Source organism: Pseudomonas sp. BW7P1 (genome assembly GCF_024981055.1).
Lineage (GTDB): Bacteria > Pseudomonadota > Gammaproteobacteria > Pseudomonadales > Pseudomonadaceae > Aquipseudomonas > Aquipseudomonas bananamidigenes.
Genome location: NZ_CP103374.1, coordinates 5592516 through 5611978, shown reverse-complemented (window position 1 = coordinate 5611978; position 19463 = coordinate 5592516). Strand labels below are relative to the sequence as shown.

The following is a 19463-nucleotide window of genomic DNA, read 5'->3' as shown; positions in this document are numbered from 1 at the left end:
ACGCTGATTTGGCCTGATCTCTGCACCCTCAGACCTACATTCACCGAGCCGCTGGAAGGGGGACGCATGACCCCGACACCTCGCAAAAAATTAGTCGTCGCCCACTCCGTACGCCCCGACGCGCCGCAGCACGAAGTGCAGACCAACAGGGCACTGGCCCGTTGGATGGCGCAGATTCTCGGACTGAAATTCGGCGGCAGCTACGACGCGCAACAACACCGTGGTCGCGATTTGTATCTGCTGCCGACCCAGACCATTGTCGGCACCGCCAGCGCCCATGCACTGGGCATCAAGGGCCCCGGCGATCTCTGGGGTGGCTTCGTCGAGCACGATTTCATCTGCACCAAAGCCATCAGTCATGGTTTGCGCAGCCATCTGGCCCATGCGCCGCAAGGCTGGTCACCGCTGTTTTCCGAACGCACGCGCAATGTCGTGCTCGACGGGCTCAGTGTGTTTGCGCTGGAAGATGCGCGGCCCGCCGCTGAACATCTTCTCTACAGCGGGCCGATCCGTCTCAAGCCGGTTCACGCCTGTGCCGGGCGCGGCCAGGAAGTGATCGAAAGCCTGGATGCGTTCGACGAAATCCTCGTCCGCCCTGATGCCGCGAAGCTCTTCGCTGAAGGTGTGGTGCTCGAACAGGACCTGAGCCGGGTGGTCACCCACAGCGTCGGCCAGTCGTTCATCGGCGACCGCGTGCTCACTTACTGCGGTGATCAATACTTGACCGAAGACGCCCACGGCGAAGAGGTCTATGGCGGCTCGAACCTGCTGGTGGTGCAGGGCGGCTATGACGATTTGCTGAAACTGGAGCTGCCGGACGATGTGCGGTTGGCGATTGAACAGGCGCAGGTGTTCGACAGCGCGGCGGATGAGGCCTATCCACGTTTCTACGCTTCGCGTCGCAACTACGACATCGCTCAGGGCCTGGACAGCAATGGCCGATCGCGCAGCGGCGTGCTCGAACAATCCTGGCGCATGGGTGGCGCCAGCAGTGCCGAAGTGGCGGCGTTGCAGAGTTTCGTCAACGACCCTGCGATGCGCGGGATCCGCGTCTCGTCGGTGGAAACCTATAGCGACCGGGCACTGCCGGCGGATGCCATCGAGGTCTATCGCGGCCCGGCCGAGACCAGCGACTTTCTCCTCAAATACGTAACGGTCCAATCCTATGACGGCTAGAAGCGAAAGCATTCAGATCGACATTGATGACGAGCAGATGAGCGGGACCTTTCTCAGTCCCAGATCGAAAGTCCCCGGCGTGTTGTTCGTGCACGGCTGGGGCGGCAGCCAGGAGCGGGATCTGGAGCGGGCCAGAGGCATCGCCGGTCTGGGGTGCGTGTGCCTGACGTTCGACCTGCGCGGGCACACCGGCGGCACCGGCATCCCGTTGAGCCGGGTCACCCGCGAAGACAACCTGCGTGACTTGATGGCGGCCTACGACCGGCTGCTCGCCCATCCGGCGCTGGACACCTCGGCCATCGCGGTGGTCGGCACCAGCTACGGCGGTTATCTCGCCTCGATCCTCACCTCGTTGCGCCCGGTGCGCTGGCTGGCGCTGCGGGTGCCGGCGCTGTATCGCGACGAACAATGGCACACGCCCAAGCGCGATCTGGACAAGGCCGACCTGCGCGATTATCGCGGCACCCTGGTGCGGGCCGACAGCAACCGGGCATTGCATGCCTGCTCGCAATTCACCGGCGACGTGCTGCTGGTGCAATCGGAAACCGACGACTATGTGCCTCACGCGACGATCATGAGCTATCGCGCCGCGTGCCAGCAGACCCACTCGCTGACACACCGCATCATCGACGGCGCCGACCATGCCCTGAGCGATCCGACGTCGCAGCAGGCGTACACCTCGATCCTCGTCGACTGGATCACCGAGATGGTGGTGGGCGAGCGGTTGAGCATCATTCAGTCGCGCTGATCACGGCTTGGGTTTCTTCTCGATCCGCAGCGCCTTGGCCTTGGCCTCCACCACCAGGTACATCACCACGGTGATCAACAGCGGCAGCAGAAAATAGATCGCCCGATAGGCCAGCAAACCGGCCACCAGGCTGCCGCGTGAAGCCTCGTGTTGCAGCAGGGCGACGAACACGGCTTCGAGCACCCCGAGCCCCGCCGGAATATGGGTGAGGACCCCGGCAATCGCGCTGATCAGCAGCACACCGAGCACCAGCGGGTAGTCGAGTTTGCCCGGCAGCAAAGTGAAAATCACCGCGGCCATCAGCGACCAGTTCAGCGCACCGAGCAGCAGTTGCAGAACGGCCATGCGCAGCGACGGCAGGTTGATTTCCACCCCGCGGATCGACCATTCGCGTCGTCGGGAAAAGCGGCACGCAAGCAGATAACCGGCACTGAGCAACAGCAACAGCACGCCGATGCCCTGCAACGCTCCGCTGCTGACTTTCCAGCCCGGCGGCATGCTGACCAGCCCGCTGCTGAATACCGCGCCGGCAATGGTCATGTAGCCGAACCAGTTGGTGGCCAGGCTCAGTCCGAGGATCTTGGCGATATTGCTTTTGCTCACCCCGAGCCGCGAATACAGGCGATAGCGCATGGCGATTCCGCCGACCCACGCGCTCAGATTGAGGTTGAACGCATAACTGATGATGCCCACCGGCAGGATCTGTTTCCAGGTCAGGTCCTGGCGGATGTAAGTGCGGCCGATCAGGTCGAAACTGGCGTACACCAGAAAACTCAGCAGCGTCAGGCTGGCGGCGACGAGCAGCGTGCGCACCTTGAAGTCGGCGAGGGTTTGCAGCACTTCAGCCCATTCGATGCGGGTGGCGAACAGCGTCAACAAGACGATCAGTGCAAGAAAGAACAGCAACGTCAGTGGACGCTTCCAGCGGCTCCAGCGAGAGCTGGCCGAGGTCGGCGAGTGCGTTGCGGCGTGCGCATCGGAACGGCTCATGATGGATCGCTCCCGCGCTTGCCAATGAAGGGTTTCAAACGGGGTTTATGCGCGGGCAGCCAACCGGCCATGGCCGGGAAATGGCGCAAAAAGTGAAACACCAGAAACCCCACGGTCATGTGCCAGATGCGCCCACGCGGGGCCTTGTCCGGGTCCATGGTCTTGCAGTGGTTCTGGCTGAGGTCTTCGAGACGCTCGAACAGCGCCTGATTGAAGGCCCGGTCGCGGATCAGCACGTTGGCCTCGAGGTTCAGCGACAGGCTCAGCGGATCGAGATTGCTCGAGCCGACGGTGCTCCAATCTTCATCCACCAAAGCGACTTTGCCGTGCAGCGGTCGCTGGCAATATTCGTGAATCTGCACCCCGGCCTTCAGCAGGTAGTCGTAGGTCATGCGCGCCGCGAGTTTGGCCACCAGCATGTCCGGCTGGCCCTGCAGGATCAGTCGCACATCGACACCGCGCCGGGCCGCGTTACGCATCTCGCGCAGCAAGCGATAACCGGGAAAGAAATAGGCATTGGCGATCACCACCCGGCGTTTCGCCCGACGCAGCACCTGCAAGTAAACGTCTTCGATATCGGTGTGATGTTGGTCGTTGTCGCGAAACACCAGGCGCACCTGACCGTCATGTTCGGTGAACGCCATTTCTGCCCGTCGCTGGCGCCGGCGCTGCCACCAGAAGCGCGCCCGGCCGGGGCGACCGCTTTGCAGCAGGGCGAAATGGTGAATATCGGTCACCGCCGGGCCCTGGATTTCCACCGCGTAATCCTGCTTTGCCTCGGGGCCGAAATCGGCCAGGTGATCACCGGAAAAATTGATCCCGCCGATGAAAGCGATCAGCCCGTCGACTACCACGATCTTGCGATGCAGGCGACGGAACCAGTTGGTGCGAAAACCAAGGTGTTTCGGTGCAGGGTCGAAGATCTGCAAATGCACGCCGGCATTGCTCAGCGCCGCCAGATAACCGGTGCTCAGTTCACCGCAGCCGAAGCCGTCGAGACTGACCGTAGTGCGCACGCCACGTCGGGCGGCATCGATCAGGATCTGCTGCAGTTCCTTGCCGACCTTGTCTTCGAAAACGATGAAGGTTTCCAGCAGGATTTCGCTCTTGGCCGCACGCATCGCGTCGAAGACTCGCGGGAAGTATTGCTCACCGTTCTCCAGCAGTTCGACACGGTTGCTGCCCTGCCAGCCATAGTCGACCTCGACGTGACCGGGTTCGCGGATCGGCGGGTTGATGGTGATTGTGTCGGCGGCGTTTTTTTCCAGCGGCGCGCTGCTCATAGTTCGATCTCCACGGACAGCGGTACATGATCGGACAGGTGTGACCAGGGCCGGTTGGCAAGGACCCTGGGCTGGCGGGCCTTAAGGTTGCGCACGTAGATGCGGTCCAGCCGCAGCGCCGGCCAGCGCGCCGGAAAACTGCGTGCCGGCCTGCCCTGATGTTCGGCAAACACTTCACGCAGTCCGCAAGGCGCAAGCAGCGCATCGGCGCGCTGGCGCCAGTCGTTGAAGTCGCCGGCGACAATGACCGGCACGTCGTCGGGCAGCTCGGCCAGGCGTTTGCCCAGCAGTCTCAGCTGGGCGTTGCGATGGCTTTCCCGCAGGCCCAGGTGCACGCAGATCGCATGCAGTTCACGATCGTCTCCCGGCAGGCGCAGGACGCAGTGCAACAGGCCCCGGTTTTCGTGGCCGCTGATCGAGACGTCGAGGTTGTCGTGGCGCACGATCTGGAATTTCGACAACAGCGCATTGCCGTGATCGCCATCGGGGTACACCGCGTTGCGCCCGTACGCGAACTGTGGCCACAGGCTGTCGGCGAGGAACTCGTACTGCGGCATGGCCGGCCAGTTGTCATAGCGCTTGGGATGGTGTTCGTGGGTGCCGTGCACTTCCTGCAAAAACACCACGTCGGCGGACACGCTGCGCACCGCCTCGCGCAATTCCGGAAGAATGAAACGCCGGTTCAGTGCGGTGAAGCCTTTGTGGGTGTTGACCGTCAGCACCGTGAAGCGACGTACCGTGGTGATGACGGCGGCCTGTTCATCGGTGACGCCGACCGGCTCGGGAATGCTCATGCCAGCACTCCTTCGGCAACCGGTTCGCCGGGAGCCGTGACAAGGTCTTTGTCGAGGTCGAATCGATGCAGCAGGCTGCGCGCATCGAAAGGTGCGCGGACTTTGACGTCGTTGTCGAAGTAGCAGAAGACTTCCCGGGATTTGCGCGCCCGGGGCTTCAGGCGTGGGGCGATCAAGTGGGCGTCACGGGGTTGCCGACCGTGCTGCCAGGTGTCGATGCGTTCGGCCCAGCGTTTGATGGCCGTCTCGGTGTAGCCGCTGGCGTAGAGTTCTTCGGCACCGTGCAGGCGCAGGTAGACAAAATCGCTGGTGAGATCCTCGCGATACGGCCACTTGCCGGCGGTGTCAGCGATCACCAGCGCTGTGTTGTAGCGTTTGAGCAAGCGGACGAAGTCCGGATCGATGAAGCTGTCGTTACGGATTTCCACGGCGTGCCGCAGAGGTTTCTTGCCGTAGGCCTTCAGGCTGGCGTGGCCGTGCAGATGAGCGTCGTGCTGGCGGGCGAGTGCAGCGGCCGCCTGGGTGTCGTGAGGAAGCTGGGTGAGGAAGTGTTCGAAAAGCGTCGGGTCGAACTTGAAGCTGGGCGGAAACTGCCAGAGTATCGGGCCGAGCTTTTCCTTCAGTTCGAGCACCCCGGAAGCAAAGAAATTCGCCAGGGGCTTTTCGATATCGCGCAAGCGGCGGATGTGGGTGATGAAGCGCGGTGCCTTGACGCTGAACACGAAATCGTCAGGCGTCTCGGCGTACCACTGGGCGTAGCGTTCCGGCCGTTGCAGGGCGTAGAACGATCCGTTGATTTCGATGCTGTTGACCGCCCGGGAGGCGAACTGCAGTTCGCGCTTCTGTGCCAGCCCCCGTGGATAGAAGTCGCCACGCCACGGGGCATAGCGCCAGCCCGAAATCCCGATATGAATCGCCGTCATGCCGTCCTCCCGTCGAAAGTCCTCGTGCAGCCTCTGTCTGGTGATGACTGTGGGCGGTTCGGGAAAGTTTCGACGGGACTACGGACGGTATCTTCTGGTGCAAGCGTCGGATCAGTGGCCGGCAACGATGCGTGTGGAGCCTGCGGCGGACTCGGCATGGACCGGGCCCAGGCGGTCGAGGCGACCGCTCAACGCTGTCAGCGCCCATGCCACCAGCACGACCAGCCCGCCGATCCACGCGGTATGGATCAGTCCGATGTGCGCGACAATCAGCCCGCCGCCCCAGGCACCACCGGCAATACCGAGATTGAACGCGGCAATGTTCAGCCCCGAAGCCACATCCACCGCCTGCGGCGTGTGATGTTCAGCCTGACGCACCACGTAAACCTGCAAGCCCGGCACATTGCCGAAAGCGACGGCGCCCCAGACCAGCACCGTCGCCAGCGCCAGCCACGGATTGGCGGCGGTGAAGGTGAGGATGAACAGCACGGCGGCGAGCAGGGCGAAGATGATTTTCAGAGCGCTGATCGGCCCGCGTTTGTCCGCCAGTTTGCCGCCCCAGATATTGCCGACGGCCACCGATACGCCATACACCAGCAGCACCAGGCTGACCGCGCCGGCACTGAAGCCTGAGAGGTCCTGAAGAATCGGTGCCAGGAAGGTGAACGCAATGAACGAGCCGCCGTAACCGATAGCGGTCATGGCGTACACCAGCAGCAGGCGTGGCTGCTTGAGCACCTGCAACTGTTGCAGCAACGAAGCCGGTTTGCTGTGGGCGATGTTTTTCGGCACGTACAGCAAGCTGCCGATAAACGCGATGACACCCAGCGCCGACACGGCAAGGAAGGTTTCACGCCAGCCAAAATGCTGGCCGATGAAGGTGCCCAGCGGAACCCCGGTGACCAGCGCCACGGTCAGCCCGGTGAACATGATCGCAATTGCACTGGCAGCTTTTTCCTTGGGCACCAGGCTGGTGGCGATGGTCGAGCCGATGGAGAAGAACACGCCGTGGGCCAGACCGGTGACGATCCGTGCCAGCACCAGCGATTCGTAACTCGGCGCGAGCCAGGCCAGCAGGTTGCCGAGGGTGAACAGCACCATCAGCGACAACAGCAACAGTTTACGCGGCACTTTGCCGGTGAGCGCGGTCAGTACCGGTGCACCGATGGCCACGCCGAGGGCGTAGAGGCTGACCAGCAGGCCGGCGGACGGCAGACTGACGCCGAGATCGGCGCCGATGGTGGGAAGCAGGCCAACGATGACGAACTCGGTCGTTCCGATGGCGAATGCGCTGAGGGTCAGCGCGAGCAAGGCAATGGGCATGACGGCACTCCGGTAAGGGGATTGAATGGAGCGCAGTGTCGGGGATTGGCAGGGGGCGAAAAATACAGGGATGGGCATTTGATATTTGCGTGGCACGCAAATATCAGCCCGTAAGCTGATCGTTCCCACGCTCTGCCTGGGCATGCCTCCGTGGACGCTCTGCGTTCGCTCTTTGACACGCGGAGCGTCTCTGGCTGCATTCCCACGCGGAGCATGGGAACGATCAAAGGTGCTCTTGAACTTTGCCGGTCAACTGTCGATCAGTTCCTTACAGGTTCAACCAAGGGAGCTTTGCGTTTTGACCAGGTTCAGGATCGCGATTCTATTGGGGGCATTGCTGTTGTCCGGCGGCCACGCAGTGCAAGCCGCCAGTCTGCCGGGCGTCCCGGCAGCCACTGCAAAAACCGCCGAACCCGAGCCGCTGGTGCAGGGCGGACTGCTCGGCGCCATCAGTTCCAGCATCGATGACGTGCAGGACAAACTCGACCTCAACGAGCATCTGGTCGATGCCTGGCGCCTGCGTGCCGACCGGGCGGCGGATGAAGTCGACAGACTGGTCAATCAGCCGTCGGATCGCTCGGGGTGGAGCGTGGCCGGGGATTTCATGATGCTGTCCGGCGTGTGGCTCGGCACCTTCGCCGTGCTGACGGTGCTGGGCAGTGTCCTGGTCAGGCGGATGCGCGAGGGGCGCTGGTTGCGCACCCGCCAGCGCAGTCAGGACCTGATCGGTTATTGGTTGCCCTACACGCTGCCGGCACTGATCTGTCTGCCGTTGACCCTGTACGTCAGCCATTTTCTGCCGGCCTCGGTCGGCCGGGCGCTGGCACTGTGTTTTGCCTATGCCACCAGCAGCGGCATTTTTTCCACCTCGATGCTGTTGTGCGTGGTGGTCATGTTCAACATCGGCCACAAGCGACGGGCGGTGCAGATCATTCGCGACTACTGCCCGAAACCGCTGTTCCTGATCGGCTTCCTTGCAGCGCTCAGCGATGCGCTGACCAGCCCGCAGATCGCCCGGCAACTGGGCGGTAACATCACCAGCAGTGTCGCGGTGTTCACCGGGCTGCTGGCCTCCATCATCTTTGGCTTGCTGGTGATTCGCCTGCGTCGGCCGGTGGCGCACCTGATCCGCAACCGTTCGCTGGCGCAGCGTCTGAAGCAACCGTCGTTGCAGGAATCGCTGCGGATCTTTTCCGGGCTCTGGTACTGGCCGATCGTGTTGATGGTGCTGGTTTCGGCGGTCAATCTGATCGGCATTGGCGAAGACAACCAGAAAGCCTTGCGCTGTGCGTTGTTCACCACCGTGCTGCTGATCGGCACGGTGTTTCTCAGTACAGTCCTGCAGCATCTGTTCAAGTCGCGTCGGGCCGAGGCGATCCAGCGCAGCAGTGCCTACAAGGAGCGGTTCCTCAGTCTGTTGCATGCGCTGCTGCGGATCGTCATTGCGATTGCATTCATCGATATTCTCGGGCGGATCTGGGGTGTTTCGCTGATCGACTTCGCGCAAAGCAGCACCGTCGGTCGGGCGATCAGCAATGCCTTGAGCAGCATCGGCCTGATTTTCCTCGTGACGTGGCTGTTGTGGGTGGTGCTCGATACGGCGATTCAGGAAGCGCTGAAACCGCCGGTCAACAAACGCTCGGCGCGCCAGCCCAGCACCCGGGTGAAAACCATCCTGCCGCTGTTGCGCAATGCGATCAAAATCATCCTGGTGGTGATCTGCGCGATCACCACCATGGCCAATCTGGGCATCAACGTTGCGCCGCTGCTGGCCGGTGCCGGGGTGGTCGGCCTGGCCATCGGTTTCGGTTCGCAGCAACTGGTGCAGGACGTGATCACCGGGCTGTTCATCATCATCGAAGACACCCTGTCGATCGGCGACTGGGTGGTGCTCGACTCCGGACATGCCGGGACCGTCGAAGGCCTGACCATCCGCACCCTGCGTCTGCGCGACGGCAAGGGTTTCGTGCATTCGGTGCCGTTCGGTCAGATCAAGGCGGTGACCAATCAATCACGGCAGTTTGCGTTCGCGTTTTTCTCGGTGCAGTTCACCTATGACACGGATGTCGACAAGGCCATCGAGCTGATACGCGAGGCCGGGGATTCGATCCGCGAAGACCCGTTCCTCAAGTACAACCTGCAAGGTCCGCTGGACGTATTCGGCGTGGACAAAATGGACTTGAACGGCGTGGTGCTGACGGCGCAGTTCCGTACCGTGTCCGGCGGGCAATACGCGGTGAGCCGGGCCTTCAACCAGCGTTTGAAAAAGCTTGTGGATAACAGCCCGTGGGTGCATTTCGCGCAGACTTATCCACAACAGGTTCTGTTGCCCAAGCGACAGGAAGACGAGGGGGTGGCGCATTCGTCGGTGATGCTGCCGGAGCAGGCGCGTACTCAGTGACGGGTCAGCCTGTCGCGGATTTCGCTCATGAGGGATTGATCCAGCTCCACCCAGAACTGCGGCTTGCCGGCGACTTCGGCTGCCACCGGCAAGCCGTCGCGATACACCAGCCGATTGCTCGCCAGCGCCGGGACTTTCGCGCCGGGCAGCAAGGTGCCGGCGAGGTTCAGCGGATCGACCCCGCACACGGCTATCAGGCTGCCGTCATGGGGCCGGCGGCGCACTTCGCGCAGCAGCGGAATCGCTTCGGGCAGGGCGAATTGCTCGCCGGCCAGGCCACTGACAAATCGTCCGCCGCGAATCTCACCACGAGCCTCCAGTCGATGGAACGTGCGCAAGAGTTCGCGCCAGCTCGGCAGCCAGTCGGCCTCGCGCTCCAGCAGGCGCCAGAACACCACGCCGTAACGACGCAACAGGGTCATGGCGATATGTTCGAGGGATTCGGGCGACGCGGTCTGACGGCTTTCCACCACCGGCCCGCGACGCAACAGCGCCCAGCGCCCGGCATCGTCCATGCCACCCACGAACGGCCCGCGCCCGCGTCGACTGCTGCGTTGCTGACGCTTGCTCGCCGGCGTGATCAGCGCGCGCAATCCGGCAAAGCTGTCGGCATTCACCAGACCGGCACCCACCAGTTCCTGCAAGGCGATCTCCAGTTCGCTGCGCAGCAGGTGCGCTTCGTGAGTCAGCTCATCGAAAAACAGCGCCCCGTGCTGACTGAGGGCCTCGAAGACTTTCTGCGTCCTGGGTGACAGTTCGGTGACCGGCGTCTGTTCGGCCAGCGAACTCCACAAGCCGACCTGGCTGCGCGGCAGTAACACCACCGGCGTGTTGCGCAGTGCCGCTGCGCCGGTTTTCTGTCGGGCGCTGAGCCGCGTCCACACCAGTTTGCCGCTGCGGCACAGATCATCCAGCCAGCTCGGCGAATAGTCCTTGAGCCGCGCCGCAAGGAGGTCGCTGTCCCAGGCCGAGGCGGCTGCCGGATAGCCTTCGAACTGACCGACAATCGCCGGCAACATGGCGCTGCCCTGACCCCGGGTGGATGGAGACAGATGCTGCCAGTCGAACAGGAATCGCATGAAGTCCTGCAACGCCACCGGTTCGATTTCCCGGCGCAGACGCTTGACGGTGTAGCGGTGGATTCGCGCCAGCAGATGCCGCTCGCACCATTCCTCAATCGTCAGCCCCGGCGTGAAGCGTCCGCGCAGCACATAACCTTCGCGCTCCAGTCGGGCCAGGGCCTGATGGACGTCTGCCGGTGGCAATGACAACGGCTCGGCGATGGCCTCCAGAATCAGCGGGCCGAAGGCGCCGAGCCGTGCACGGATGACTTCCACCAGGGCATCGTCGGCAGTCCAGGCCTCATCGAAACCGGGCAACGCCGGCAGTGCCGAGTGCGCCTGTGGATAAAGCGCTTGCAGACAGGTCAGGCGCTCCCGTGCCAGCCACAGCGAGTGGTCGTGATCGATCTGCAATCGACAGGCTCGACCGGTGTCGGCCAGGACATTCAGCCAGTCGCGCCATGGCGGGTTGGCCTCGACTTCGCGGTCAGTGATGCACGCCAGGCTCATCAACGCTTCGTGTATTTCATCGGCGCTGCCCGGTGTCGGCCATGCTTCTTCGCGCACGGCATTGATCGCGTCGGCATCCAGCGCGCCCAGATCATCGGTGGATTGCGGATCGCTCCAGCGGCGGTTCAGCACCGCCTGGGTACGACGCTCTTCCAATGGCGCGTCGTCGAGAAAGGTGTAGGGCCGGGCACTGAGGATTTCCGCGGCCAGCGGCGAGGGCGCCGGAAGGTCGCGGGCGATCAGCCGCACTTCGCCACGCTCCATGCGCCGCAGGAGTTCGAGCCAGCCCTCGCTGTCCATCGCTTCGTGCAGGCAATCGTCGAGGGTCTGTTCCACCAGCGGATGCTCGGGGATTTCCCGTTCGCCGGCGAGGTTTTCCAGGCAGGCGATCTGATCGGGAAACACGCTGGCGATCAGGTCTTCGCTTTTCATCCGCTGCAATTGCGGCGCGACTTTTCGCCCGCCCGTGTAGCGCGGCAGGGCCAGCGCCACCCCGGCATTCCAGCGCCAGCGCACACCGAACAGCGGCGCATCCAGCACCGCCTGAATCAGGATGTGCTCGGCACTGTTGCTGTGCAGATAGCGCCAGACGTCGTCGAGTTCGAAACTGTGGCTGGTGGACAGCGACAGCACGATGGCGTCTTCGCTCGCGGCAGCCTGCAATTCGAAGTTGAAGGTGCGACAGAAACGTTTGCGCAGCGCCAGACCCCAGGCCCGATTGATTCGGCTGCCGAACGGCGAATGAATGATCAGTTGGGTGCCGCCGGATTCGTCGAAAAACCGTTCCATCAGCAATGTGTCGCGGGACGGCAGGGCGCCGAGGGCGAGGCGGGCGCGGGCCAGGTAATCCACAAGCTGTTCGGCGCTGGCCGGATCCAGTCCCAGGGTTGCAGTCAGCCAGTCGAGGGCCGGTTGCAGGTTGCCGGGGCTGGCACTCAGCAATTCGTCGAGCTGTGCCTGCAGGCGCGCCACGGCCATCGACAATTCGGCGCTGCGACCGGGAGCCTCGCCGAGCCAGAACGGAATCGTCGGCGGCTGGCCCTGGGCATCCTCGACCCGCACCTTGCCGGTTTCCACCCGCAGGATCCGGTAAGAGGTATTGCCGAGCTGGAACACATCGCCGGCAATGCTCTCCACGGCGAAGTCTTCGTTGACGCTGCCGATGTTCAGGCTTTGGGGTTCCAGCAGCACGCTGTAGTCGGCGTTGTCCGGGATGGTGCCGCCGCTGGTGACGGCGGTCAGCCGTGCGCCGCGCCGCCCGCGCAGGGTCCGGCTCACCGCGTCGCGATGCAGATAGGCACTGCGGATGCCCTGGCGACCGTTGTAACCCTCGGCGAGCATGCTCAGCAGCGCCTGATAGTGTTTTTCATCGAGACGGGCGTAGGGTTCGGCGTGACGGAACAGTGCGAGCAAGTCGTCTTCGGCCCATTCCTGACAACTGACTTCGGCGATGATCTGTTGCGCCAGCACGTCCAGCGGTGCTTCGGGGATGTGCAGGGTATCGAGCTCACCCCGGCGCACGCAGTCGAGCAGCGCGGCGCATTCGATCAGGTCATCGCGGGTCGTGGCGAACAGTCGCCCCTTGGGCGTGCCACCGACCTGGTGTCCGGAACGGCCGACCCGTTGCAGAAAACCGGCAATCGAACGCGGCGAGGCGATCTGGCACACGAGGTCGACTTCGCCGATGTCGATCCCCAGTTCCAGCGATGCGGTGGCAATCAGCACTTGCAGTTCGCCTCGCTTGAGTCGCTGCTCGGCATCGAGGCGAAACTCCTTGGCCAGGCTGCCGTGGTGCGCCGCTACGGCGTGTTTGCCGAGGCGTTCGCTCAGGTGTCGGCTCAAGCGTTCGGCCAGGCGTCGAGTGTTGACGAAAATCAGCGTGGTGCGGTGTTCCCGGGCCAGTGTGGCGAGGCGGTCGTAGACCAGTTCCCAGACGTCATTGGCCATGACCGCCGACAACGGCACCGGCGGTACTTCGATGCCCAGGTCCCGTGGGCGGGCGTGGCCGATGTCGATGATTTCACAGGGACGCTCATGGCCCACCAGAAACCGCGCAACCGCATCGATCGGTTTTTGCGTGGCCGACAGGCCGATGCGGGTCAGCGGTTCGCTACACAACGCCTGCAAGCGTTCGAGGCTCAGGGCCAGGTGGCTGCCGCGTTTGCCGGCAGCGATGGCGTGGATCTCGTCGACAATCACCGTGCGCGTGGTGCCGAGCATTTTTCGCCCGGATTCCGAGCCCAGCAGTACGTAGAGCGATTCCGGGGTGGTGACCAGAATATGCGGCGCGCTCTTGCGCATGGCGGCGCGGTCTTTCTGCGGGGTGTCGCCGGTGCGTACGGCGGTGGTGATTTCCAGTGGCGGCAGATCCATCTGACGTAACTGTTCGGTAATCCCCTCAAGCGGATTTTGCAGGTTGATACGGATGTCGTTGGACAGCGCCTTGAGCGGCGAGACGTAGACCACCAGGGTTTCGTCGGGCAGACCGCCCGGGTTTTCCAGGCCACGATGGACCAGTTCGTCAAGCACGGCCAGGAACGCGGTGAGGGTCTTGCCGGAACCGGTGGGCGCGGCGATCAGGGTCGAGCGACGCTGACGGATCAGCGGCCATGCGCGGGCCTGGGCGGCGGTGACCGTCGCGAAAGTGCGGTTGAGCCAGGCGCTGACGGCAGGGTGAAAGCCTGCCAGGGCCGCGTCCTTGGGGAGGGGCAGATTCATGTCTGCAGTTATGCGGGTGGACGGGCGAAGTTGCAAGTACCGCCGGGGATCTACACTTTACGGGTGACGGTTGCGCACTAAACCCGCAAAATGCAACGATTCCGGCAATTATCGACGACGGTGCACCCCGCATTGTCGCCAAAGCCATCGTTTCAATCAGACTGGGCCTGCTGACTCTATGCGAATGCGCCTTATGTTACTGGGCGGCGGAAATGCCCTTGGGCAGGCGCTGATTCGCCTCGGTGCAGAGGAAGACATCGGTTTCCTCGCTCCCCGCCCGCCCGAAGACGGCTGGGATGCCGCGAGCCTGACACAACTGCTCGACGACACCCGTCCCGATGCACTGATCAACCTTGCCTACTATTTCGACTGGTTCCAGGCGGAAGCCGTCAGCGAAAGCCGTCTGTCGGGCCAGGAACGCGCCATCGAACGGCTGGCCGAGCTGTGCCAGCATCACAACATCGTGCTGGTGCAGCCGTCCAGCTACCGGGTGTTCGATGGCTCCCGTGCCACCGCCTACAGCGAAAAGGACGAGCCGGTGCCGCTCGGCCTGCGAGGTCAGGCCCTGTGGCGGATCGAACAAAGCGTGCGAGCCACCTGCCCGCAACATGTGTTGTTGCGCTTCGGCTGGCTGCTCGACGACAGCCCGGACGGGATCCTCGGGCGCTTCCTCGCCCGTGCCGAGCAACCGGACGAGTTGCTGCTGGCCGACGACCGTCGGGGCAATCCGACCCCGGTCGACGATGCAGCACGGGTGATCATTTCGGTACTCAAGCAACTCGACTGCGCCGCGCCGCTGTGGGGCACTTACCACTACGCCGGCCATGAAGCGACCACACCGCTGGCGCTGGGGCAGGCGATTCTCACCGAGGCCCGCAGCCTGCACCCGCTGGCGATCGAAGAGCCGACCGCCCAGGCTCACGCCGCACGCGAGGATGCCGCCGAAGAGCCTCAACACGCGGTGCTCGCCTGCAAGAAAATTCTGCACACTTTCGGGATCAAGCCGCGCGCCTGGCGTGCCGCGCTCCCGGGCTTACTGGATAGGTTTTATCGTCATGGCTGAAGGCCCTGTTCTAATCACTGGCGGCGCCGGTTTCATCGGTTCGCACCTGACGGACGCGTTGCTCGCCAACGGCCATTCGGTACGGATCCTCGATGACCTGTCGACCGGCAAACGCAGCAACCTGCCGCTGGACAATCCCAGGGTCGAACTGATCGTCGGCGATGTCGCCGATGCCGCACTGGTCGCCCGAGTGATGCAAGGTTGCAGCGCCGTCGCGCACCTGGCCGCCGTGGCCTCGGTGCAGGCTTCGGTGGACGATCCGGTGAAGACGCACCAGAGCAATTTCATCGGCACGCTCAATGTCTGCGAAGCCATGCGTCAGGCGGGCGTCAAGCGTGTCCTGTTTGCCTCCAGCGCGGCGGTCTACGGCAACAATGGCGAAGGCCAGTCGATCGACGAAGACACGCCGAAGGCACCGTTGACACCGTATGCCTCGGACAAACTGGCGGGCGAACACTACTTCGATTTCTATCGTCGCCAGCACGGTCTGGAACCGGCGATCTTCCGTTTCTTCAACATTTTCGGCCCGCGCCAGGATCCGTCCTCGCCGTACTCCGGCGTGATCAGCATCTTCAGCGAGCGCGCGCAGAAAGGCCTGCCGATCACCGTGTTCGGCGATGGCGAGCAGACCCGGGATTTCATGTACGTCGAAGATTTGGTCGATGTGCTGGTGCAGGCCCTGGAACAACCTGAAGTGCAAGTCGGTGCGGTGAACGTCGGCTGGAACCAGGCGACCAACCTCAAGCAGATGCTGGCCGCGCTGGAAGCGGTGGTCGGTGAGCTGCCGCCGGTCAGCTTCGGCCCGGCGCGCTCCGGCGATATCCGTCATTCGCGAGCGAACAACGGTCGCTTGCTCGAGCGCTTCAAGTGCCCGGCACAAACGCCGATGAGCGTCGGCCTGGCGCGTCTGCTCGGCCGCTGAGCTTCTCGCAGACGTGAAAAAGGCGCCTTTTGACAGGCGCCTTTTTCACGGCCGGAATTCAACAGATTTCCTGTAGCGAGGGAGCTTTGCTCCCCGGTCGATGGCGTAACATCGCCGTCAGTTCTGAGCCTGCCCGCCACCAAGCCTCATTCACCACCACGTGAACGTTCTTTGATTGCTCGCTTAGAACTTGTAGCCCAGACCGACCATGTACACAAATGGATCGACGTCGACATTCACTTTGGCGCGAGTGCCCGGAGCCACGGCGTTGTTCTCCACAGTGGCGCGGGTGTCGATGTCGATATAGCGCACCTGGGCGTTGAGCATGATGTTGTCGGTCAGCATGTAGTCGGCACCGACCTGCCAGGCCAGGCCCCAGGAGTTTTTCGCCTTGAAGTTGCTGAAGCCGTTGGACTGGGCTTCGCTGCCCACGTGTTCGTCGTAGATCCAGGTGTAGTTGATGCCGCCGCCGATGTACGGCTGGAACGCCGACTTCGAATCCAGCGGGTAGTAGACGACGCTCAGGGTCGGCGGCAGGTGTTTCAGGGTGCCGAGTTTGCCGTTGGCCGCCGGCAGGGCAGTGCCCTTGAGCTTCACGTCATGTTCGAACGGCGTGGCGGCCAACAGCTCGATACCGATGTTGTTGGTCAGCATGTAAGCGAAGTTCAGGCCCAGTTGGGTGTCGCTGCTCATGGTCGCCTTGCCGCCCAGGTTGGTGCCGCTCAGCGGACCCTGATCGACCTTGACGCTGGAACTGTCGGCCTTCGGGTTGACGGTGATCGCACCGGCACGAACGATGATGTCGCCGGCTTCGTGGGCGTGGGCGAGCGGGGCTGCGAGCGCGAGGGCAAACAGCGAAGCGCTGAGCAAGGACTTGTTCATGGAAGCTCCCAAAGGACGTTAAAAATGTTTGATGTCCTATGGTACGAATCCGTCTGATACGGTCTTTTGACTCAGCTCAATGAAACAGTGATGGACGGTTTTTTTGTGGAACCTTTGCTCGCGAAGCCGATTTGGCGGGCTATAACTGATTGCCGGAATTACTCCGGCAGTTCATAGACGTAGATCTTGTCCGCCTCCATCTGATACCCGGCATCGGCCAGTTCGCTGGTGGACGGTTTGACCTGCAACGGTCCTTCGACCCAGTACGGCTGATACAGCTCGTCGAGCTTCACGCCGACGGCGCTTTTCACATGCACGATCTGGTTCGACGGTGGCGGCGGCACATGGATGCACGCGCCGAAATACGGCACCAGCAGAAAATCTGTGGTGCGGCCTTCCTCGCTGACTTCCAGCGGCACGATATAGCCCGGCAGGCGGATGTTCTGGCCGTCGAGGCTTTGCACCACCGGGGCATTGGGCATGTCCTGTTTGGCGGCGGGCGCCGATTCGGCGGACAACGCGTCGCCCATCTTCGACAGGTCGTGCAGCGGTGTCATGTTCGGCACCTCGGGCGCAGCGTCCGGGGGGATCATCTCCGACCAGGTCAGGTCTTTCGGTGCCACCGCCCACACGGGCAGGGCGACCAGCAACAGCAGCGCAAGCACGGCGCGGGGCATGGTGAACATCCTCATAAACGGATCGACAGGCCATCGGCCAGGGATTGGCGATACGCGCGCCAGGCCGGCACGCTGCCCATCAGCAGCGCGGCAGCCAGAATGCCACCGAGCAGCGTCCATTCATACTCGCTCGGCCAGGCCAGCGGCAGATACAACCCGTAATTGGCCTGCACATAACCCTGTGCCGCAGCGATGCCGATGTACAGCAGCGCCAGCCCGGCGATCACCCCGGTCAGTGCCAGGGTAAAGGCTTCCAGCACCAGCAGGCTCGCGATGTGCCATGGTCGCGCACCCACCGACCGCAGGATCGCCATTTCGCGGCGACGTTCGTTGAGGCTGGTGAGGATCGCCGTGAGCATGCCGATCAAGCCGGTCAGCACCACGAACAGCGAGACCACGAACAGCGCTTTTTCGGCGGTGCTCATCAGGCTCCACAACTCTTGCAAGGCCACGCCCGGCAGGATCGCCAGCATCGGCTCGCCACGGAATTCGTTGATTTCCCGTTGCAGGGCGAAGGTGGAAATCTTGCTGTTGAGACCGAGCATGAATGCGGTGATCGCTTGGGGCGTCAGGTCCATGTTGCGCGCCTGCTCGGCGCTGATGCGCCCGTTGCCACGGGCCGGCACACCGTTGTGCCAGTCGATGTGGATCGCCTCCATGCCGCCGAGGCTGATGTGCAACGTGCGATCCACCGGCGTGCCGGTGCGCTTGAGAATGCCGACCACGGTGAACGGTTTGTCGTCGTGCTTGACCAGGCTGATCGCCGCCACGCCGTGGGCCAGCACCAGTTTGTCGCCGAGTTTGTAATGCAGCGCCTCGGCCACTTCGGCCCCGAGCACCACTTCGAACGGATCGGTCGCGAAGGCGCGGCCGTCAGCCAGTTCCAGATGTTGCTGGCGACCGTACTGGTAATGCTCGAAATAGGCTTCGGTGGTGCCCATCACCCGGTAGCCGCGATGGGAATCGCCGAGGGACATCGGGATCGCCCACTTCACCTTCGGGTCATTGGCGAAGTGTTCGAAGCTGTCCCAGCGAATGTTGTTGGTGGCGTTGCCGATGCGAAACACCGAATACAGCAGCAGGTTCACCGAGCCGGAACGGGCGCCGACGATCAGGTCGGTGCCGCTGATGGTGCTGGCGAAACTGGCCTTGGCTTCGGTGCGCACCCGTTCCACGGCCAGCAGCAGGCACACGGAGAGGGCAATGGCGAACGCGGTAAGCAGGGCGGTGAAGCGGCGGTTGGCGAGGCTGGCCATGGCCAGACGGAACAGATACATCTCAGACCTCGGCAGACGTGGCGGCGCGATTGAGTTCGGCCAGGGACAGGTGACGGTCGAACAGCGGTGCCAGGCTCTGGTCGTGGCTGACGAACAACAGGCTCGAACCCGCCTCACGGCACTCGGCGAACAACAGGCGAATGAAGTTTTCCCGGGCGTCATAATCCAGCGCCGAGGTCGGCTCGTCGGCGATCACCAGTTCCGGTTGACCGATCAGTGCACGTGCAGCGGCGACCCGTTGCTGCTGACCGATCGACAGCGAGTCGGCGCGTCGGCCAAGGATGCTTTCATCCTTCAGACCCAGGTGGGCGAGCAGGGTAGCGGCCGCCTGATCGACACTGCCGTGACGCTGTTTCGCGCGTTCTGCACGCAGCTTCGAAAAGTGGCATGGCAGTTCCACGTTCTCGCGCACCGAGAGAAACGGCAGGAGGTTGAACTGCTGGAAAATGTAGCCGGTGTGATCGACGCGAAAGCGGTCGCGGGCGCCGGCACCCAGTCCGGTCAGTTCCTGGCCGAGCAGGCGAATGCTGCCGCGGCCAGGCTTCTGTACCCCGCCGAGCAGGCCGAGCAGGGTGGTCTTGCCACTGCCGCTGGGCCCTTTGAGGAACAGGGTTTCACCCCGCTCCAGACGAAACGCCGGGATGTCCAGCAGCGGCGGATGACCGGGCCAGTTGAAGCCTAGGTCGGACAGTTCGATGAGTGCTTGGGTCATGGC

Annotated in this window: 15 protein-coding genes; 5 read left to right on the top strand and 10 right to left on the bottom strand. The window is 63.1% G+C overall.

Features of this window, described 5'->3' with window-relative positions:
* Positions 1–66: 66 nt before the first annotated feature.
* The gene (locus tag NWV16_RS25305) at positions 67–1176 is read left to right on the top strand and encodes a DUF3182 family protein (RefSeq protein WP_260521191.1); all 1110 of its coding nucleotides are present in this window, start codon (positions 67–69) and stop codon (positions 1174–1176) included.
* Positions 1166–1924 (top strand): S9 family peptidase, encoded by a 759-nt coding sequence (locus NWV16_RS25300; protein WP_260521190.1) that lies wholly within the window; start codon positions 1166–1168, stop codon positions 1922–1924. Before NWV16_RS25305 ends, NWV16_RS25300 begins: the two co-directional genes overlap by 11 nt.
* Here NWV16_RS25300 and NWV16_RS25295 read toward each other — a convergent pair whose 3' ends face one another.
* From NWV16_RS25295 to NWV16_RS25275, 5 genes are all read right to left on the bottom strand, one after another.
* Positions 1925–2914 (bottom strand): lysylphosphatidylglycerol synthase domain-containing protein, encoded by a 990-nt coding sequence (locus NWV16_RS25295; protein WP_260521189.1) that lies wholly within the window; start codon positions 2912–2914, stop codon positions 1925–1927.
* The gene (gene clsB / locus NWV16_RS25290; protein WP_260521188.1) at positions 2911–4197 is read right to left on the bottom strand and encodes a cardiolipin synthase ClsB; all 1287 of its coding nucleotides are present in this window, start codon (positions 4195–4197) and stop codon (positions 2911–2913) included. Before clsB ends, NWV16_RS25295 begins: the two co-directional genes overlap by 4 nt.
* The gene (locus NWV16_RS25285) at positions 4194–4991 is read right to left on the bottom strand and encodes an endonuclease/exonuclease/phosphatase family protein (protein WP_260521187.1); all 798 of its coding nucleotides are present in this window, start codon (positions 4989–4991) and stop codon (positions 4194–4196) included. Before NWV16_RS25285 ends, clsB begins: the two co-directional genes overlap by 4 nt.
* Positions 4988–5914, bottom strand: a complete 927-nt coding sequence (locus tag NWV16_RS25280; protein ID WP_260521186.1) for a DUF72 domain-containing protein — start codon at positions 5912–5914, stop codon at positions 4988–4990. The genes NWV16_RS25285 and NWV16_RS25280 overlap by 4 nt, the downstream gene beginning before the upstream one ends.
* A gap of 111 nt (positions 5915–6025) precedes the next feature.
* Positions 6026–7237 (bottom strand): MFS transporter, encoded by a 1212-nt coding sequence (locus NWV16_RS25275; RefSeq protein ID WP_260521185.1) that lies wholly within the window; start codon positions 7235–7237, stop codon positions 6026–6028.
* Positions 7238–7535: 298 nt separating this feature from the next.
* Here NWV16_RS25275 and NWV16_RS25270 point away from each other — a divergent pair, with 298 nt between their 5' ends.
* On the top strand, positions 7536–9638 hold the full coding sequence (locus NWV16_RS25270; RefSeq protein WP_260521184.1) for a mechanosensitive ion channel family protein: 2103 nt from the start codon (positions 7536–7538) through the stop codon (positions 9636–9638).
* On the opposite strand, the gene NWV16_RS25265 is transcribed toward NWV16_RS25270, so the two are convergent.
* Complete coding sequence (locus NWV16_RS25265; RefSeq protein WP_260521183.1) at positions 9632–13927, bottom strand: DEAD/DEAH box helicase; 4296 nt, start codon at positions 13925–13927, stop codon at positions 9632–9634. The genes NWV16_RS25270 and NWV16_RS25265 overlap by 7 nt on opposite strands.
* A 178-nt stretch (positions 13928–14105) precedes the next feature.
* Here NWV16_RS25265 and NWV16_RS25260 point away from each other — a divergent pair, with 178 nt between their 5' ends.
* Entirely contained in the window at positions 14106–14990 is an 885-nt protein-coding gene (locus tag NWV16_RS25260; RefSeq protein ID WP_260521182.1) for an NAD(P)-dependent oxidoreductase, read from the top strand.
* Positions 14983–15912, top strand: a complete 930-nt coding sequence (locus tag NWV16_RS25255) for an NAD-dependent epimerase/dehydratase family protein (protein ID WP_260521181.1) — start codon at positions 14983–14985, stop codon at positions 15910–15912. The genes NWV16_RS25260 and NWV16_RS25255 overlap by 8 nt, the downstream gene beginning before the upstream one ends.
* Before the next feature lie 183 nt (positions 15913–16095).
* Here the strand turns inward: NWV16_RS25255 and NWV16_RS25250 are convergent, their stop codons facing one another.
* The 4 genes from NWV16_RS25250 to NWV16_RS25235 form a co-directional block, all read right to left on the bottom strand.
* Positions 16096–16794, bottom strand: a complete 699-nt coding sequence (locus tag NWV16_RS25250; protein ID WP_065259536.1) for an OmpW/AlkL family protein — start codon at positions 16792–16794, stop codon at positions 16096–16098.
* Between the two features lie 158 nt (positions 16795–16952).
* On the bottom strand, positions 16953–17471 hold the full coding sequence (locus NWV16_RS25245) for a DUF3299 domain-containing protein (protein WP_260521180.1): 519 nt from the start codon (positions 17469–17471) through the stop codon (positions 16953–16955).
* Between the two features lie 11 nt (positions 17472–17482).
* A complete protein-coding gene (locus NWV16_RS25240; protein ID WP_260521179.1) occupies positions 17483–18748 on the bottom strand; it encodes an ABC transporter permease in 1266 nt (421 codons plus the stop codon).
* A 1-nt stretch (position 18749) separates the two neighbouring features.
* Entirely contained in the window at positions 18750–19460 is a 711-nt protein-coding gene (locus tag NWV16_RS25235) for an ABC transporter ATP-binding protein (RefSeq protein WP_260521178.1), read from the bottom strand.
* Positions 19461–19463 lie beyond the last annotated feature (3 nt).

Excerpts from the sequence above, each read along its gene's own strand:
- NWV16_RS25305 (WP_260521191.1), top strand. The coding sequence starts at position 67 with ATGACCCCGACACCTCGCAAAAAATTAGTCGTCGCCCACTCCGTACGC.
- NWV16_RS25300 (WP_260521190.1), top strand. The coding sequence starts at position 1,166 with ATGACGGCTAGAAGCGAAAGCATTCAGATCGACATTGATGACGAGCAG.
- NWV16_RS25295 (WP_260521189.1), bottom strand. The coding sequence starts at position 2,914 with ATGAGCCGTTCCGATGCGCACGCCGCAACGCACTCGCCGACCTCGGCC.
- clsB (WP_260521188.1), bottom strand. The coding sequence starts at position 4,197 with ATGAGCAGCGCGCCGCTGGAAAAAAACGCCGCCGACACAATCACCATC.
- NWV16_RS25285 (WP_260521187.1), bottom strand. The coding sequence starts at position 4,991 with ATGAGCATTCCCGAGCCGGTCGGCGTCACCGATGAACAGGCCGCCGTC.
- NWV16_RS25280 (WP_260521186.1), bottom strand. The coding sequence starts at position 5,914 with ATGACGGCGATTCATATCGGGATTTCGGGCTGGCGCTATGCCCCGTGG.
- NWV16_RS25275 (WP_260521185.1), bottom strand. The coding sequence starts at position 7,237 with ATGCCCATTGCCTTGCTCGCGCTGACCCTCAGCGCATTCGCCATCGGA.
- NWV16_RS25265 (WP_260521183.1), bottom strand. The coding sequence starts at position 13,927 with ATGAATCTGCCCCTCCCCAAGGACGCGGCCCTGGCAGGCTTTCACCCT.
- NWV16_RS25260 (WP_260521182.1), top strand. The coding sequence starts at position 14,106 with ATGCGAATGCGCCTTATGTTACTGGGCGGCGGAAATGCCCTTGGGCAG.
- NWV16_RS25255 (WP_260521181.1), top strand. The coding sequence starts at position 14,983 with ATGGCTGAAGGCCCTGTTCTAATCACTGGCGGCGCCGGTTTCATCGGT.
- NWV16_RS25250 (WP_065259536.1), bottom strand. The coding sequence starts at position 16,794 with ATGAACAAGTCCTTGCTCAGCGCTTCGCTGTTTGCCCTCGCGCTCGCA.
- NWV16_RS25245 (WP_260521180.1), bottom strand. The coding sequence starts at position 17,471 with ATGCCCCGCGCCGTGCTTGCGCTGCTGTTGCTGGTCGCCCTGCCCGTG.
- NWV16_RS25240 (WP_260521179.1), bottom strand. The coding sequence starts at position 18,748 with ATGTATCTGTTCCGTCTGGCCATGGCCAGCCTCGCCAACCGCCGCTTC.
- NWV16_RS25235 (WP_260521178.1), bottom strand. The coding sequence starts at position 19,460 with ATGACCCAAGCACTCATCGAACTGTCCGACCTAGGCTTCAACTGGCCC.